Origin of the sequence: Parvibacter caecicola (assembly GCF_003725335.1) — a bacterium.
Classification (GTDB): domain Bacteria; phylum Actinomycetota; class Coriobacteriia; order Coriobacteriales; family Eggerthellaceae; genus Parvibacter; species Parvibacter caecicola.
In genome coordinates, this window is record NZ_QIBY01000022.1 from 19,562 (window position 1) to 36,494 (window position 16,933).

Annotated in this window: 11 protein-coding genes; 3 read left to right on the forward strand and 8 right to left on the reverse strand. The window is 64.6% G+C overall.

Going from position 1 to position 16,933, the window contains the following annotated elements; all coding sequences use genetic code 11:
* The first annotated feature begins 259 nt into the window (after positions 1-259).
* Positions 260-3,223: an insulinase family protein gene (locus tag DMP11_RS09180; RefSeq protein WP_123186194.1), complete on the forward strand. Its 2,964-nt coding sequence runs from the start codon at positions 260-262 to the stop codon at positions 3,221-3,223.
* Positions 3,224-3,506: 283 nt separating this feature from the next.
* Here DMP11_RS09180 and DMP11_RS09185 read toward each other — a convergent pair whose 3' ends face one another.
* The 3 genes from DMP11_RS09185 to DMP11_RS09195 all read right to left on the reverse strand — a co-directional run bounded on the left by DMP11_RS09185 (position 3,507) and on the right by DMP11_RS09195 (position 6,411).
* Positions 3,507-4,436 carry a SufB/SufD family protein gene (locus DMP11_RS09185; RefSeq protein ID WP_123186195.1) on the reverse strand — a complete coding sequence of 310 codons (930 nt, stop codon included), beginning with the start codon at positions 4,434-4,436 and terminating at the stop codon, positions 3,507-3,509.
* Positions 4,437-4,463: 27 nt separating this feature from the next.
* A complete protein-coding gene (locus tag DMP11_RS09190; protein WP_123186196.1) occupies positions 4,464-5,234 on the reverse strand; it encodes an ABC transporter ATP-binding protein in 771 nt (256 codons plus the stop codon).
* A gap of 196 nt (positions 5,235-5,430) precedes the next feature.
* Positions 5,431-6,411, reverse strand: a complete 981-nt coding sequence (locus DMP11_RS09195) for a substrate-binding periplasmic protein (RefSeq protein ID WP_123186197.1) — start codon at positions 6,409-6,411, stop codon at positions 5,431-5,433.
* A 457-nt stretch (positions 6,412-6,868) separates the two neighbouring features.
* Here DMP11_RS09195 and DMP11_RS09200 point away from each other — a divergent pair, with 457 nt between their 5' ends.
* Entirely contained in the window at positions 6,869-7,576 is a 708-nt protein-coding gene (locus tag DMP11_RS09200) for a ComFC family protein (RefSeq protein ID WP_148041129.1), read from the forward strand.
* A gap of 5 nt (positions 7,577-7,581) precedes the next feature.
* On the opposite strand, the gene DMP11_RS09205 is transcribed toward DMP11_RS09200, so the two are convergent.
* A complete protein-coding gene (locus DMP11_RS09205) occupies positions 7,582-8,910 on the reverse strand; it encodes a glycosyltransferase family 2 protein (protein ID WP_123186199.1) in 1,329 nt (442 codons plus the stop codon).
* Between the two features lie 433 nt (positions 8,911-9,343).
* Here DMP11_RS09205 and brnQ point away from each other — a divergent pair, with 433 nt between their 5' ends.
* Positions 9,344-11,053, forward strand: a complete 1,710-nt coding sequence (gene brnQ / locus DMP11_RS09210) for a branched-chain amino acid transport system II carrier protein (protein WP_123186200.1) — start codon at positions 9,344-9,346, stop codon at positions 11,051-11,053.
* Positions 11,054-11,275: 222 nt separating this feature from the next.
* Here brnQ and DMP11_RS09215 read toward each other — a convergent pair whose 3' ends face one another.
* From DMP11_RS09215 to DMP11_RS09230, 4 genes are all read right to left on the reverse strand, one after another.
* Positions 11,276-13,066 (reverse strand): ABC transporter ATP-binding protein, encoded by a 1,791-nt coding sequence (locus DMP11_RS09215; protein ID WP_123186201.1) that lies wholly within the window; start codon positions 13,064-13,066, stop codon positions 11,276-11,278.
* A 115-nt stretch (positions 13,067-13,181) separates the two neighbouring features.
* The gene (locus DMP11_RS09220; RefSeq protein WP_123186202.1) at positions 13,182-13,946 is read right to left on the reverse strand and encodes an ABC transporter ATP-binding protein; all 765 of its coding nucleotides are present in this window, start codon (positions 13,944-13,946) and stop codon (positions 13,182-13,184) included.
* Positions 13,937-15,106 carry an ATP-binding cassette domain-containing protein gene (locus DMP11_RS09225; protein WP_235869440.1) on the reverse strand — a complete coding sequence of 390 codons (1,170 nt, stop codon included), beginning with the start codon at positions 15,104-15,106 and terminating at the stop codon, positions 13,937-13,939. Before DMP11_RS09225 ends, DMP11_RS09220 begins: the two co-directional genes overlap by 10 nt.
* Before the next feature lie 12 nt (positions 15,107-15,118).
* Positions 15,119-16,036, reverse strand: a complete 918-nt coding sequence (locus tag DMP11_RS09230) for an ABC transporter permease (protein ID WP_123186203.1) — start codon at positions 16,034-16,036, stop codon at positions 15,119-15,121.
* Between the last annotated feature and the right edge of the window lie 897 nt (positions 16,037-16,933).

Consider the following 16,933-nt stretch of genomic DNA (forward strand, 5'->3'; position numbering starts at 1 on the left):
CGCCAGCCGCCAACAATCTGATGGTGTTTTAACTGCCAAGCCCCGTTTCACCCTTGTTTTGTACAGGAAGAGAGTAGAATTGAACGTTGACGCAGGAAGGATGCGGAGCCCCCTGCAGTGTGCCGCATTCCGTCCCGCCAACCGCACTTCCCCGTAGCGCTTTTAGGCCTTCGCCTTGTTCTTGCTCCCTCGCGCAGCTGACAGCCTTACGGATACCTGCCCTCACAAACCGGCGCCGCGTGCGCCCGAAAGGCTGATTATGTCTTCCATTGCCGATGCCGTTGCCAAAACGGCCGAACAAAACGGATTCCAGCTGCTGAGCAGCCAACCCCTCACCGAGATTGACGGCACTGCCCACGTGATGACCCACACCGCCTCGGGCGCCCGGCTGCTGTACCTGCGAAACGACGATGAGAACAAGGCGTTCTCCATCTCCTTCAAAACCCCCGCCGCCGACGACACCGGCGTCTTCCACATCCTGGAGCACTCGGTGCTGTGCGGCTCGGACAAGTTCCCGGTGAAAGAGCCCTTCGTGAATCTGCTGAAGAGCTCGATGCAGACGTTTTTGAACGCCATGACCTTCCCGGACAAAACCATGTACCCGGTGGCCTCCACCAACGAGCAAGACCTCGAAAACCTGATGGACGTGTACCTGGACGCGGTGTTCCACCCGCTGATTTACCAGAAGCCCACCATCTTCCAGCAGGAAGGGTGGCACCTGGAGGTGCGGCCCTTGGAAGACGAGCCGCTGGAAGAGGCGGCAGGCGATGCGCGGGCGGGGCTGGCCTACAACGGCGTGGTGTTCAATGAGATGAAAGGCGCCCTGTCCGACCCCGACTCGGTGCTCTACGACGCGCTTTCGGCGGCACTGTTCCCCGACACCACCTACCGCTTCGAGTCGGGCGGCGTGCCGGAGAGCATCGTGGACCTCACCTACGAGCAGTTCCTGGACAACCACCGGCGCCACTACCGCCCCGACAACAGCTACATCGTGCTGTACGGCAACCTGGACCTGGAACGGTTTCTGGGCTTCATAAACCGCAACTACCTGGCCCCCCTGGCGGCCCAGTCGGCCGCCAGCGCCCCCAACCCCCTGCAGCTGCAGGCGCCGGTGCGGGCGCTGGGGGTGCGCAAGCCCATGGCCACCGCCCCCGAGAACGCCGCCTGCGCCGCCGCCTTCGTGGCCGGCACCGCCCACGACCGGCGCCGGGTGCTGGCCTGCGACATTCTGCTGGACGCCATCATAGGCTCTAACGAAAGCCCCATGAAGCGGGCGCTTTTGGACGCGCAGCTGGCCGACGACGCCGGCGCGTTTCTGGCAGATGCCATGGCCCAGCCCTTCGCCGTCATCCAGCTGAAGGGGCTCAGGCCCGGCAAAACCGTGGAGGACCTTCACGCCCTGGTGCAAAAGGAGGCCCAGCGGCTGGCCGGCGGCGGCCTGGACCGCGAGCTGGTGCGCGCCGCCCTCTCCCACGCCGAGTTCGTGATGCGGGAGCGCAACTTCGGCTACCCTGACGGCGTGCTGCTTTCCATGTCGGCCCTTTCCGGCTGGCTGTACAACGAGGCGGACGCCATCAGCTACCTGCGATACGATGAGGACTTCGCCGCCCTGAAACAGGCGCTGGACGAGGGCTACTTCGAACAGCTGCTGCGGGAACTGGTGCTGGAGAACCCCCACATGGCCACCGTCGAGCTGGTGCCCCAAGAGCAGCCGGAGGACGGGAAGCTGAAAGCGGCCCTGGCCCAGATGGCCGACACCATGAGCGAAGACGAGTTGGCGGAAGTCGAGCGGCAAGAGGCCGAGCTGCGGGCGGCCCAGGACCAGCCGGACAGCCCTGAAGTCCTGGCCAGCCTGCCCACCCTTTCGCGGAACGACATCAAGGCCATGCCGGCCGAGCCCCCTTGTGCCATGGCCGACAACACCCCCATCCCCTGCCTGCGCCACACCATCCCCACCCGCGGCATCGTGTTCGCCTACCGCTATTTCGACCTGTCGCGCCTCTCCTTCGAGGAGCTGCCCTACGCCACCATCCTGGCCATGGTGCTGGGCAAGCTGGACACCGCCCAGCGCACCGCCGCCGAGCTGGACACGCTGGCCCAGTCGAAGCTGGGCAACCTGGCGTTTTTCACCGAGGTGCACGAAGACGCCCTGGAGCGCACCTCCTACACGGCGAAGTTCGTGGTGAGCGTGTCTTGCCTGTCGGAGAACATCGACTGCGCCGCCGAGCTGCCGGACGAGATTCTGCTGGAGAGCAACTTTCACGACTACGGCAAGATCCGCGACATCCTGAACCAGAAGCGGGTAACCATCGAGCAAGGCTGCACCAACGCCGGCCACAGCGCCGCCATGGCCCGCGTGGCCTCTTACTACCTGCCGGCCGCCGTGGTGCGCGAGCAAATGGGAGGCATGGACTTCTACTTCTTCCTGAAGGATCTGATCGAGCACTTCGACGAGCGCAAGGAAGCCCTGGCCGAAAGGCTGCAGGAAGTGGCCAAGCGCCTGTTCACCCGCGACGGCTGCATCGTCAGCTTCACCGGCTCTGACGAGGACTTCCAACGGTTCTGGGCCATGGGGCCTGCGCTGAAGCTGGCCAACTCCGCCGTGGCCGCCCGCCTCATCGCCGCCAAGCCCACCCCGAAAAACGAGGCCTTCATCGTGCCCAGCGACGTCAGCTACACCGCCATGGGCTACGACCGGCGCCTGTTCGACGGCCCCTTCACCGGCGTGTGGATGCTGGTGAGCCGCATCCTGTGCTACGACTACCTGTGGAACGAAGTGCGGGTGAAGGGCGGTGCCTACGGGGCCGGCTTCCAGATGACGCGCCCTGGCTCGATGCGCTTCTACTCGTACCGCGATCCCCACATCGACGAAACCATCGCCCGCTTCGAGGGCTCTGGCGAATGGCTTTCCGCATTCGCACCGGCCGCCGACGAGATGACCGGTTACGTGGTGTCCACCGTGGCGGGCATCGACACGCCGCTGAAGCCGCGGGAGATGATGCGCCGCCAAGATGCCCAGTTCTTCCAGCACCTGGACAAGGAACTGCGAGAGCGCATTCGCAGCGAAGTGATCAACGCCACCCCCGAAGCAGTGCGCGATTTGGGCCCCGCCCTCACCCGCGCCACCGATCACCGCATGATCTGCACCGTGGGCAGCAAGGAGCTCATCGAAACCAGCGCCGAGCCCTTCACCGTAATAGACCTCTTCAACAGCGGAAACTAACCCGCGCCCGCAACACGCATTGGGGAGCCCTCCGGGGCGCTTCGCCGGACTTTGGGCGCCCCGCCAAAGAACGCGGCCCATAAGGAGGCGGCAATGCGAGTCCGCAGTCGTTGATTCGGGGAGCCGGCGCCACTGACCTGCGCCATTTTCGCCGCCTCCCCCGGCCGCGTTCGACGCGGGAAAAAGCGCCCAGCGTCCGGCGAAGCGCCCCGGAGAGCTCCCCTTCTCGGGCAAAAAGAAGGGCGCCCAACAGGACGCCCTTCGTGGTTGCGGCTCTTTCGGCTTAACTCAGGAAGTCGTCCAGAATCTCTTTTTCGGCTTCCTCTTCGGTGAGGCCCAGCGTCATCAGCTTCACGATTTGGTCGCCGGCAATTTTGCCGATGGCGGCCTCGTGCACCAGCAGGGCGTCCTCGCTGGCGGCCTCGATGCCAGGGATGGCCTTCACCTTGGCGTTGCCCATGATGATGGCGTCGCACTGCACATGGCCGCGGCAGGCGGCTTCGCCGATCACCAGCGGGTTGAAAATCTGCACCGAGTTGTCCTGGGCCACCGAGCGGGAAATCACCTGCACGGAGGAATCGTCGCCCTTCAGCTCCACTTTCATATTGGACTCGGCAGTTTGGTTGTCGTGGGTGAGCAGCTTCTCCACCAGCACCAGCTTGGCGCCGGCGGCCAGCTCGGCGTTGGTGTCGCGCACCGTAGAGGTGACGCCGCGCAGCTGCACCAGCTCCATCTCGCAGTAGGAGTTCTCCTCCATGTACACGTTGGTGGTGGGGTTCAGGATGCGCTCGCCGGTGCCCTCCCCTTCGCCGTAATGCTTCTCTACATACACCACCCGGCTATTTTTCCCCAGATAAAAGCTGTGGATGCCGTCGTGTTCGGAGGCCTCGTGGCTGGCGTTGTGGATGCCGCAGCCGGCCACGATTTTGATATCGCAGTCTTCGCCCACGTAGAAGGTGTTGTACACCACGTCCTTCAGGCCCGACTGGGTGACGATGACCGGGATGTACACGGTTTCCCCTTTGGTGCCGGGGGCGATGCGGATGTCGATGCCAGGGACATCGGTTTTGGTGGAAATCTCGATGAAAGCGGAGTTGTGGCGTTCTACCAGCTGGCCGTCGCGGCGGATGTTGAAGGCGCCTTTGGGCATGCCGTGCAGGCCGGCAATCTCTGCCAGCAGCGATTCATCGATGGGAGAAAGGTCTACGCTCATGGATTGCTCCTTATGGTGCGGCCTGCGCTAGCAGGTGGTGGGGATTTCGGTCAGGTGAAGCTCGGTGGGCGAAGACAGCGGGCAGCCGCCGGGAGACGTGAGACGGAAGCCCAGCTGGGGCATCAGCTCGTCGGGGGTGCCGGTGTCCACCACGCGGCCGTCGCGCAGCAGCACGATCTCGTCCGCCAGCTGGATGATGCGCTCTTGATGGGAGATGATCACGATGGAGCGGCCGTCGCGAGCGGCGTGGATGTCGCGGAAGGTTTCGGTGAGGCGGTCGAAGGACCACAGGTCGATGCCGGCCTCCGGCTCGTCGTAGATAGCCAGCTTCGGGTCGCGGGCCAGAATGGTGGCGATTTCAATGCGCTTCACCTCGCCGCCGGAAAGCGACTTGTCCACTTCGCGGGTGAGGTAGCTGGCCGAGCACAGGCCCACCTTCGAGAGGTACTCGTTGCAGGCCAGCATGGGCAGCTTGCGGCCGGCGGCGATGTCCAGCAGCTTCTTCACCTTCATGCCCTTGAAGCGGGCCGGCTGCTGGAAGCCGTAGCCGATGCCCAGCCGCGCGCGGGCGGTGATGGGCATATGGGTGACGTCTTCGCCGTTGAACAGGATCTGGCCGGAGGTGGGCTGCTCGATGCCCATGATCAGCTTGGCCAGGGTGGATTTGCCGCCGCCGTTGGGGCCGGTGATGACAGTGAAGCGGTCGTCGCCGATGGTGAGCGACAAGTCGTCGATGATGCGCTTGGTGGCGCCATCGCCCGCCGGAACCTCGAACACGAGGTTTTTCAATTCAAGCATGGATTGCTCCTGTCTGTAAAACAAAAGGATGGGGCCTCTCCCGCCCCTCTTCTGCATCTGTTGAACGCTGGCTATTCTACCCTATTTGGCGGCAGTGGCAACAAAAGGAACGGGGCGCCCCATGGTTTCCGCGCATGAGAAAGGGCCGCCCCGGAAGACGGCCCTGCAATCTGCGAAAACACTGCGAATCGGGAACCTAGGCGTCCTGCTCGGCCACATCGCCGCTGCCCTCGGCGTTCTCGTCCAGCTGCTCGTCGGAAGAGCCGGTGCCATCGCCGTTGCCATCGCCGCTGCCGGAATCATCGGCGCCGGAGCCGTCCCCGTTCGATGTGCCCGAGCCGCTGCCCTGGGCGGCCGCCGTAAGCGGCACCGAGGAAAGGTCGAGGGTGGTGCCCAGCCATTTACGCTCGATTACGTTCAGCACGCCGCCGTTTACCATATTCTGCACCGACTGGGAAATGGCCGTCTGCAGCTCGGCATTGCTGGAAGATGCACCAATAACATAGCCCCCCACCCGCGACAGCATGGCGCTGAGATATACCTGCATGTCCTGGCTATGCGCAGTGTATAGGCCAATGACGGCATCGGCTGCCACGTAGTTCACCTGGCCGTTCTTCAGCGAATCGAAGGCGTCCAGCAAGGTGGAAGCCGCCTCCAGCGAACCGGCGCCGAACTCGTTGCTGACGGCCCAAGCGCTGGTTGAGGAGATTTGCGCGGCGAAGGTGGCGCCGGAATCGGCCACGGGCACGCCGGCGTTGGGGTCGGTGGAGAACAGGGCGATGCCGGTGGGCAGATAGGTTTGGCTTACCCAGAAGGAGCCGTCGGCATCGGACTGGTTCACCCCCATCACAATGTCCACCGTGCCGTCGGCCAGGGCGGAAGCGGCGTCAGAACCCACATCGATGATGGTGAGTTTCAGCCCCAGGTCGTCAGCGATGGCGGCGGCGATGTCCACGTCCAAGCCCACGATGGCACGATTCGATTCCATGATGCCCGCCAAGGGGGCCTTGCCGGTGTCCACGCCCACCCGCAGCGTGTCCGTCTCGCCGATGGCGGGCGGTTCCAGCTGCGCCTGCTTCTCTTCGGGCACGTACTTGTCGCCCGCGCAGCCAGCCAACGCCACCGCGAACACGGCCGCGCACGCCACGGCGGCTATTTTCAAGAGCTTCCCGTTCAACGAAACCTCCCTGCATGCATTTACCCATTGGGCACTTCATAAATAGGCGCTTCTTTTGACTGACCTAGTTTTTGACCCCACACTCGCGCACCGGGGCTTTCGCTTGCGCTACCGGCCCTCTCGCCTGCCGCGAACCATTCGCGAAAAGTTGGTAACCAGACGGTGCGACTTACCTCTAGGATACGCCATGCTCAGGGCCCACGGGGCCCCTTACGTGGATCCTTTCGACCGCATCTGCCATGGACTGAGGAGCCGAAAAGCCGGCCCCCGCAACTACAGACTCAAAAGAAGCACCCGTCAGTGTAGCAAAAATCGGCCCGGCACTGGCCAAGTGGCCGATGTTTACACAAAACCGTAGCGGCAACGGGGCCTAGAGGGCTGGATTGGCACCGGGCGCGCCTGCTATACTCTGCCGACTATGGCGAACCAGAAAAACATATCGGCGAAGGCGCACAAGGTGCTGACAACGGCGGCGGCCCTGGGGCTGGAGGTACTGTGGCCCACCCGCTGTGCCATATGCGACGCCCACGGCCAGCTGCTGTGCGACCAGTGCCGCCGCCAACTGCCCTACATCGACGCGAACCAGGCTTGCCCCCGCTGCGGGGCCCCCTTCGGCGCCACCGTGTGCACCGAGTGCAACGACGAGGCACTGTCGCTTTTCGGATTAAATGAGGTCCCATTTCAGCAGATGACCAGCGCCGTGGCCCTCACCGACCATTCGCGACGACTGGTAACGGTGTTCAAAGATTCTGGCGAACAGCGGCTGGCAGCGCCCTTGGCCCGCATCATGGCCGACTGCACGCCGCCGGCGTGGGTGGCGGCCGGCGCGGCGGTAACCTTCGTGCCCGCCACCCGCCGGGCCCGCCTTGAGCGGGGCTTCGATCACATGGAGCTGGTGACGGCCGCCTATTCCGATGCGGCGGGGCTGCCAGCCCTGCACCTGCTGGAGGTGGGGGCCTCCCACGATCAGCGGCAACTGGGGCGGCGGCAGCGCGCCGCCAACATGGCCCAGCGCTTCGCCCTGCGCGCGGGCGCCGAAGTGCCGGAAACGGTAATTGTGCTGGACGACGTGGCCACCACCGGCGCCACGCTGTTCGCCGCGGCCCAAACCCTGCGGGCGGCGGGGGCGAAAACCCTCTACGCCCTCACCTTCGCCCGCGCCTAAGGGCGCTATTTGGCCAGCGGCTTGTCGCCGGCGGTGCTGGCGGCGTCGGCGAAATCGGCCACGTTCACCGTGATGGAGTGCTTGATGGGCTTCCAGTTGCCCTTCTTGAACAGCGCGATGAGGGCAATGGGGATATAGGTGATCATGAACAGCGGGAACGAGAACATGTAGCGAATCTTCTGGGAAGAGGGGGCGTGGATGGAGTCCCACTCCGTGAAGGTGGTGAGCACGCCGAACATGAACATGAACAGCACATAGTTGAACAGGCAGAAGAAAATGGACGACAGCGACGTGGCGATGGTGACCCCCACCGACATCACCCCCGACAGCGCCAGCACCACGATGATGGCGTTGAAGATGATGGAGATGATGGACAGCAGCATACCCGGTGCCAAAGTCATCAGCATGTCGAAGCAGGCGAAACGGTAGCCCTTGCTGTTGGTGAAAGCGCCCTTCACCAAGCCCGCCGCATAGTGGGCGAACACCTGATAGAAGCCCTTGGCCCAGCGGAAACGCTGGTTCCAAGAATCGCGGAAGGTGATGGGCTGCTCGTCGTAGAGGATGGCGGTAGGGCAATAAGAGATGCGCACGCCGTCGGTGATGGAAGAGGCGGAGAACTCGATGTCCTCGGTGAGCAGGTGCCACTTCCAACCGCCCGCCTTTTCCAGCACGTCGGCGGCGATGAAGAACCCGGTGCCGGAGATGGCACAGGAGGTGTTCAAAGTAAGGCGGGCCTGATTCAGGAACTTCGCCTCGCGCAAGAACCACACAGCGTAACCGGCGGAAATCCAGTTGGAACCGTAATTCTTGGAGTTGCGGTAGCTGGTGGAGGCCTTCGCGCCGCCGTCGAAGGTGGCGTTCATCTCGCGGAAGTAGTTCACGTCCAGCACGTTGTCGGCGTCGAACACGAAAAAGGCCTCATAGCCGCGGTCGGCATAAGATTCGCGAATGGCCTGGTAACCCCAATCCAGCGCGTAGCCCTTCCCCACCTGCTTGGTGTTGTTGCGCACGAACACGGTGGCGCCGGCGTCACGGGCGATGTCGGCGGTGTTATCGGTGCAGTTGTCGGCGATCACGAAAATGTCGATGAGCTGCTGCGGGTAGTTCTGCACCTTGATGGAATGGATGAGATCGCCGATGACGGCGCTCTCGTTGCGGGCCGCCACCAGCACGGCGTAGCGGTGGTTCTTGGCGGCCACGTGCTTGGGTGCGGGGCGCGTGAGGGTAACCAGCACGTAGAACAGCTGGTAGGAATAGCATACGGTGAAGGTGACAAATACGCATAAGTTGAAAATGTCCACAAAGGTCATCTGGGACATGAACTGCTCTAGCATCTGCCGTTATTCTCCTTAGTCGAAGCTGCCGCCCCCAGGCGACATGCCCTTTTTCAGGCCCGCGCGAGCACGTCTCAGGGGCACGTGCGCTTGCATCATCGGCCCTGCGCAGCCTGCCTGGCGCTGGACCTTGGCAATTATAGCCATTTAGTTTCCGTTTTGAAGTGGTTACAGGCCCCATAGGCCCAGAGGGGGCTTTTCAGGGGCAAATCTTCCCCATTTCATCAGGCAGGGCCCACATTTCCCACACATTGGTGAAGCTAAAGTGACACCGCTGTCACCCATCAGTGGGCGGTTTTGCCAAGTTTCCTCTTCTCAACAAGCCTCTGTCACCGCACAAACACACTTTCCACAGGGGGAAAACCATTGATGGCTTCGGGCAGCGCACGGGGAAAGTTTGGTGAGAATGGGCCAAAAGACACTAGGGGGCAGCATGGTTTCCACAAAGAGCAAATGGGATTTCCTCGTTATCGGGCTTGCACTGTTCGCCATCTTCTTTGGCGCCGGCAACCTCATCTTTCCGCCGTTTCTGGGCATGACCGCCGGCGACGAGTGGCCGGTGGCCTTCGGCTGCTTCGTGCTCATCGATGTGGTAATCACTTGCCTGGGACTGTTCGCCCTCAACCGGGCCGGCGGCAGCACCGCCGCCATCGAAGGCACGTTGGGGCGCCGAGCCGGGCTGCTCATCAACAGCGCCGCTGTGCTGTGCACCGGCGTGATCATCGCCAGCCCCCGCACCGCTGCCACCACCTTCGAGATGACCGTCATCCCGCTGGCGGGCGACGCCGTGGGACTGCTGCCGTTTTCCCTGGTGTTTTTCGCCGTGGTGTTCGCCCTTACCATACGCCAGTCGAAAGTGGTGGACATCATCGGCAAAATTCTCACACCGCTTCTGGTGGCCGCCATCGTGGTACTGGTGGCGGTGGGCATCGCCAGCCCCATCGGCCCCATCGGCACCGCCACTTCCGCCACCGTGGCCCAAGACGGCATCTCCGCCGGCTACCAGGCCATGGACATCCTGTGCATCGCCGGCTTCGCCGTGCTTTTGCAAGACGCCGTGATTTCCCACGGCCACCGCAGCCGCCGCTCGCAGCTGCCGGTGGTCACCAAGGCCTGCCTGGTGGCGGCCGTGCTGCTTACACTTATATATGGGGGGCTCACCTACCTGGGCGCCACCGCCAGTCTCACCCTTGACCCCGCCCTGTCCCAGGCGCAGCTGCTGGTGCAGATCACCCGCACGCTTTTGGGGGGCACCGGCGTACTGCTCTTGGGAGTCATCGTGGGGCTTGCCTGCCTCACCACCGCCATCGGCCTCATCGGCGCATCGGCCGCCTTCTTCGAACGGGTTACCGGCGGCAAGCTGCGCTACCCGGTGGGGGTGGTCATCGCCATCACGGCAAGCATACTCATCTGCAACCTGGGACTCACCAACATCATCAACCTGGCCAGCCCCATTTTGGCCATCATCTGCCCGCCCTACATGATCACCGTCGTCCTGCTGCTGTTCATCCGCCACATTCACTCAACTTGGGTGTTCAAGGGGGCCGCGGGCGGGGCGCTGGTGGCCAGCGTGGCCATCACCCTGCACACCACTTTCGGCGTCTGGGGCACCATAGAGGCGCTGCCGCTGTATTCCTTCGGCTTCGCCTGGCTGCCACCGGCGTTGGCGGGGGCGCTTGCCGGCTGGATGCTGTCCTACGCCTTCGGATATCAAAACGACCTGGTACGCGACCCGCTGCACCAGGTGGCGGAGGAAGCGCGCACAGAAGAGCCTTGCGCCGATGTGGTTTCCGCCGAAGCCGATGCGGACTTTGGCACCGACGAGGCCGCCCGGCAAGCGGAAACGGCGCCGGCGCCGGTTGCGGTTGGGGCCGCTGGATCTGCCGGTGCCACCGTTGTCGCCGCCGGGGAGACAGCCGGCAACCCTGCCGAGTCCGCCCATGGCGGCGGGCCGGAGAACCTGGGCGGACATCTTCCCCATCATCGCGCGCACCACGGCAGCGGCCACGGGCACGGCACCGCGCCCGGCCATTTCCCGCCATCGGCAAGCCCACTGCGCCACCGCGCAGAAGGGGCAAAATTCATGGTGGCGAACCCCAAACGCCAAAGCCCCCATCCAGGCCGTCACCATCGCGGCCTGTAGCCTTCGCCTGCAACTTTCCCCGTAGCCTTACCCACTTGAGGCCAGCGCGGTCGCGCGTCCCGAACGGCCCGGATCCCACAGGCGGCTCGCCCCAGCAGGCCCAGTGCAAAACCGCGCCTCCGGCTGGGCCAAGCCGCCCCCGTCCAGAGCCTTCCCGCCGCCCTGACATAGCCGCGCCGCCGCGCCTTCCCCCGCAGCTCCTTCGCCCACTTTTCGGGAAACCTACTCCCCAAAGGCGCCGGTCTGGCGGTTCCACAGCCCGGCGTAGGCGCCCCCCTTCGCCACCAGCTGCGCGTGAGGGCCGTCCTCCGACACCTTGCCATCGTCCAGCACCACGATGCGGTCGAGCCGCGCCACCGTGGACAGCCGATGGGCCACCACAATGGCAGTGCGCCCTTCCATCAGCCGCTCCAGCGCCTCCTGCACCGCTGCCTCGCTTTCCGAGTCCAAGGCGCTCGTGGCCTCGTCCAGCACTAGGATGGGGGCATCGGCCAAAAGCGCCCGGGCAATGGCGATGCGCTGCCGCTGACCGCCGGAGAGCTTGATGCCTCGCTCGCCGGTAATGGTGTCGAAGCCCTGGGGCAGAGCCTCGATGAACTCCAGCGCGTTGGCCTGGCGCGCCGCCTCCCTTATCTCCTCCCGCGTGGCATCGGGGCGCCCGTAGGCGATGTTTTCGGCGATAGAGCGATGGAACAGCAGCGCCTCCTGCGGCACGTAGGCGATTTGGCGCCGCAGGCTTTGCTGGGTGGTGGCCGCCACGTTCTGGCCATCCACCAAAATCTCCCCTTCTTGGATGTCGGCCAGCCGCAGCAGCAGTTTGGTGAGGGTGGTCTTCCCCGCGCCGCTCATGCCCACTAGCCCCACCCGCTGGCCAGCCGGGATGGAGAGGTTGAAGTCCTTGAACACCTGGGTGCGCACGCCGCCGTCGCTGTACCAGAAGTTGATATTCTTGAAGTCGATGGCCCCTTTGCTCACCACCAGCGGCCGGGCGTCGGGGGCGTCGTCCACCAGCCGCGGCTCGTCCAGCACCGCCGTCAGCCCCGAGGCGTCGCCGAAGGCCTGGTTGATGCGCTGCAGCCCCGTGTTGATGAAGTTGAACTGGTTGGTAACGGTGTTGGTGTAGGTGAACATGAGGATAATGGTGCCCGGCGTGATGCCGAACCAAGCATTGCCGCCGGAGATGAACACCGTCACCACGCTCATGATCACCACCGTGATGGCGGCGGTGGTTATGCCGCGGGTCATGCTGGCCCACATGCGCTTCGAATCCCGCGCCACCACTTCGCGGTTCGCCTTGTCGAACAGCGCCTTCTCGTAATCTTCGCGGCCGTAGGTCTTCACCGCCAAGATGTTGGTCACCGCATCGGACAGTTCGCCGGACAGCTGGTTCTGGGCGCCGGCCGCTTTCTCGTTCAGGTGCAGGATGCGCTTGTACATCACGTAGGAGATAACCGCGTAAGCCGCCAGCAGCGCCATCAGCACCGCCGCGTACACCGGCACCACCGGAAACAGCAGCGCGCAGGTGAACACCACCGAGCACAGCACCGGCAGAAACGGGAAGGTGATGACGTTCATCAGCTGGGTGTAGGCAGCCATGAATTTGGAGGTTTGGCTGACCAGCGTGCCGCCGAATCGGTTGGAATGGAAGGTCATGGACTGGTTTGCCAGCGCATCGAAGGCCATGGTGGCCAGGTCGTAGTTCACCACGATTTGCAGGCGCCAGGCAGTGTAGTCCTGCAGCTTCGAGCAGAACTGGCCCCCTACGTTGATCAAAATCAGCGCCAGGATGTAGGGGCCGAACACCTGGAACACCTCGTCGGGGGCCACCGAACCTTCGCTTACCCGGTCTACGATCAGGCTCATCACGTAAGGGTTGCCGTAAGAGAGCAGGGCGCAGAAGCCGACGGTGGACAAGATGAGCGCCACGAACAGTCCCAGGTGGGCGCGGGTGGCCTTCCAAAAATAGTGGAGCGTTCGCAGGGTGAGGGTTTTCTTCTGGGGGTCTTTGGGCATGGGTGCTTCTTCCTCGCTGGCGTTTTGTTCGCAAGCAGTGTAGAGGTTGCCGGGCACCATGGCAAAGAGGGCGGCGCGGTTGTCCGTCAGCGGCCTTCCGCCAGCTACCCCAAAATCAGCGGCCCTCCGCCAGCTGCCCCAAATCCACCACCTGCGCTCCCAGCCGCTGCAGCAGCGGCGCCGAATGGCTCACCACCACCAGCCCCAGCTGCTGCTCCTGCGCCTGGCACAGCACCACGTTCCAGATGCGGGCCTGGGTAACGGCGTCCAACATGGTGGAAATCTCGTCGCAGATGAGGTAACGGGGGCGGGCCAACAGCGCCCGGGCGATGCAGAACCGCTGCATCTCGCCGCCGGACAGTTCGTGGGGAAACCGCACGAGCCATTCGCGGCGAATGCCCAGCGCTTCCTGCAGCGCCTCCTGCAATTCTGCCTGAGTGGCTCCTTCCGGGCCGGTTTGCGCGGGCTGGGCCGCGGGGTTCTCTGCGCGGGATCCGGGTGCTTCGCCTTGGCGGCCCGAAGGTTCGCCTTGCCGGGCCGCCGCTTCGCCGCTTGCCGCAGCCGCCGCCCGCTTTCCGGCGCGAACCCCTTCCGCCAAGCTGTCCCGCATGCGCAGACGCGGGTCCAGCGCTCGCTCGGGGTGCTGGCCTATCAGCTGCACCGGGCTGGGGCCTCGCCGAGGCAAGGGCGCGCCGTCCACCAGCACCGTGCCCACGTGCGGCTGAAGATAACCAGCCAAAATACGGCAGAGGGTGGTTTTCCCAAATCCGGAAGGGGCGCTGAGGGCAATGGGGCGCCCCGGCTCAACCGTAAGCGACACCCCCTGTAAAACCGGGGCGCCGCCGTAAGAAAAGCTCACATCGCGGGCTTCTAACGCCATAGGTGATCCTCCCCTTCCGCTGCGGCGAAGTCGTGTTCCGGCAGCGCGTGCCACAGCGCCCGCGTGAACGGGTGGCGCAAAAGCTGCGGGTTGGCGAAGCTCTCCACCGATGTCTCTTCCACCACCGTGCCGTCCTTGAACACCGCCACCCGGTCGGCCACCTTGAGGGCCAGCTCGATGTCGTGGGTGATCAACAGCACACCGGTGCCCTGGTTTGCCAGCGCGCGGAAATCCTCCATGGCCTTAAGGGCCAGCGGCAAATCCAGGCCGGGAGTGGGTTCGTCGGCCACCACCAGCTGCGGCCGCGCCATCAGCGCGCAGCATAAAAGGATGCGCCGGGCCATGCCGCCGGAAAGCTGATGGGGGTACAGCCGGGCCACCCCCTCGTCCAGGCCGTAGCGGGCGAACAGCTGGCGACGGCGCTCGCAGCGCTCTTGGCGTTGGGCGCGGCTGCGCGCCTGGCCCTCCACCTGGGCCCCCACCCGCATCAGCGGGTCCAGGCTTTCCACCGACTGGGGCACGAAGGCAATACGGCTGCCGCGCAGCTGCGCCAGAGTTTCGGCGGTTTGCGGCTGGCCGTCGAACCAGATGCGCCCGTGCACGGTGGCATTGGGTTCGAACAGTCCCAAGATGGCATCCGCCAGCAGGGTTTTCCCTGAACCGGACGCCCCTACCACCGCCAGTATTTCCCCTTCGTGCACCGAAAGGCTGAGGCCGTGTATCACCGGCGTTTCCGCCTGCGATGCCTCGAAAAACCCTTCATCGGGCTTATAGGCGCGAAATGAGATGGAGAGGTCTTCCACCGTCAGCAGATGATGGTGGCCCGGATGCGCAGACTGGGGCCCATGGCTGTGATGGTGGTGGAACGAGTTGTCCTCATGGGGAGCATGGGGCACGTGGGGCGCATCCAACGGCGCTTCGGCATCGCTCGGCCGCCAGCCCGCAGACGCAATCGCGGCGCCGCCAGCCGTTGCCTCGCCAGCCGCCACTTCGCCAAACGCCTTTTCTCCAGCCGCCACTTTGCCATGCGCCTCTCCGACAGGCGCGTCTTCGCCAGCCGCCTCTTCACCTGCTGCCAACCCGGCAGCCGAAATCGCCTCAAGCCCCTCATGCCGGGGAAGCTCGGAGCCGCCTTCGCGGCGGCGCATCGGTTCGCCCATCTTCGCCACCCCCTATTCCTGAGTGGTCTGGGGGTCCAGCATGCGCCGAAGCCCCGAACCCACTGCATCGAACATCATCACCACGGCCACAAGGGCAATGCCGGGAAACACCGCCAGCCACCACATACCTGCCGAAAGATAGCCCATCGACTCGCTGAGGATGATGCCGATGGCCGGCATCTCCGGCGGCAAGCCGAAGCCCAGAAACGTGATGGCCGCCTCGTGCAGCACCGCGTGGGGGAACAGCAGCACCAGCCCCACGATGAACTGCGGCAACACGTAGGGCACCATGTGGCGCAGCGCCACCGCCAGCCGTCTCTCCCCCAGCCGGAAGGCCGTTTGCACGAAGTCGGACTGGCGGCACTGCAGAATCTCCGCCCGCAGCACGCGGGTAAGGCTGGGCCAGTGGGTTAGGGCCACGCCGACGGTGACGCCCCAAAACCCCTTGCCCAGGGCGTAGGAAATGAGAATGAGCAGCACGATATGGGGAATGCCCATCAGCAGATCAACCAGCCAGCTCACCACCGCGTCGGCTCGTTTGCCCCCCAGCGCGGCCCACGAAGCCAGCGCCAGCGCGATGACCGACGACGCCGCAGCAGCCCCCATGCCCACCAGAACGCTGGTGGAAAGGCCGGCCAGGGTACGCAGCAGCATGTCGCGCCCCATCCAGTCGGTGCCGAAGGGGTGCGCGGTCGATGGGGGCAGGTTTTTGGCGGCGAAGTTGGTGGCGGCCGCTTCCGGGCCCAGCACGATGCCGGCGATCACCACCGCCATTAGCGCCAACGCAGCAGCCAAGCACCCAGCCAGCGCCGCACGCCGGCCCGCCACTCGCCGCACAGCCGGCGCCTGCAGCACCGGTACGCGATCATCGTCCTCGAAACCAGCCACGACTGCCCCGCACGCGCCGTCTCCCAAGACCACGCTGGCCATCGGCAGCTCCTGCGCATTCAGCTCCGCCGCCCGCAGCCCTGCAGTCCCAGGCGCGCCCTCTTTCAAACCAGCTACAGCAGTCCAGCTCTTACCGCCTTGCAAGCCAGTTACAGCAGTCCCGCACGCGCCATATTCCCACGGTGCCGTCTCTCCATGGCCGGATAACCCCGCTTGTCCGGACACGGGACGCGAGTCGGGGGCCTCGGGAGCCACCCGGGGGCATCCCTGGCCGGATAACCCCGCTTGTCCGGCCAGGGATGCCCCCGAACTCGGAATTCCAGCCATTTCTGCCGCCGGCTCCTCGGAAAAAGAGGCGTTTTTGCCCTCCGATAGCCCGTTTTGCCCGGACAACCCCGCTTGTCCGGGCACGGGGAAGCAGGCGGCGAAGTCCTGCGGGCGCAGGCTGTCCCTTTGGCCGGATAACCCCGCTTGTCCGGACGCTGGGGCGGAACCGTCTGCGCTCCGCATGCTAAAGCCATCTCCCTGGCAGGAATAGGCGGCCAGTTCCGCCAACGAGGGCGAACAGCTCGGAATATCAGCCTCATTTGCCACTGGGAGCTCGGAAAAACCGCAGCTTTTGTCACCTTCGCTGCCGCTTTGGCAGGAATAGGCGGCTAGTTCCGCCACGGAGGCCGAGCAGCTCGGAATATGGGCCATTTCTGGCAGCGAGCGCCCGGAAAAAGGCGGGTTCTTGCCATCCGACTCGCACTCCTGGCGGAAATAGGTCCCTAGTTCCGCCACAGGCGTGCTACATGAGGGAGGATTGGGGCGGGAGCGGTCGGCATCGACGTCGCAGGCGCAGGCCTGAGCGTCCGCATCACGGGCGCGGATATCGTCGGCGCGAGTGTCCGCATCGCAATCGCAGGCGCGGGGGCGGAACGCACGGGGGGCGCAGGG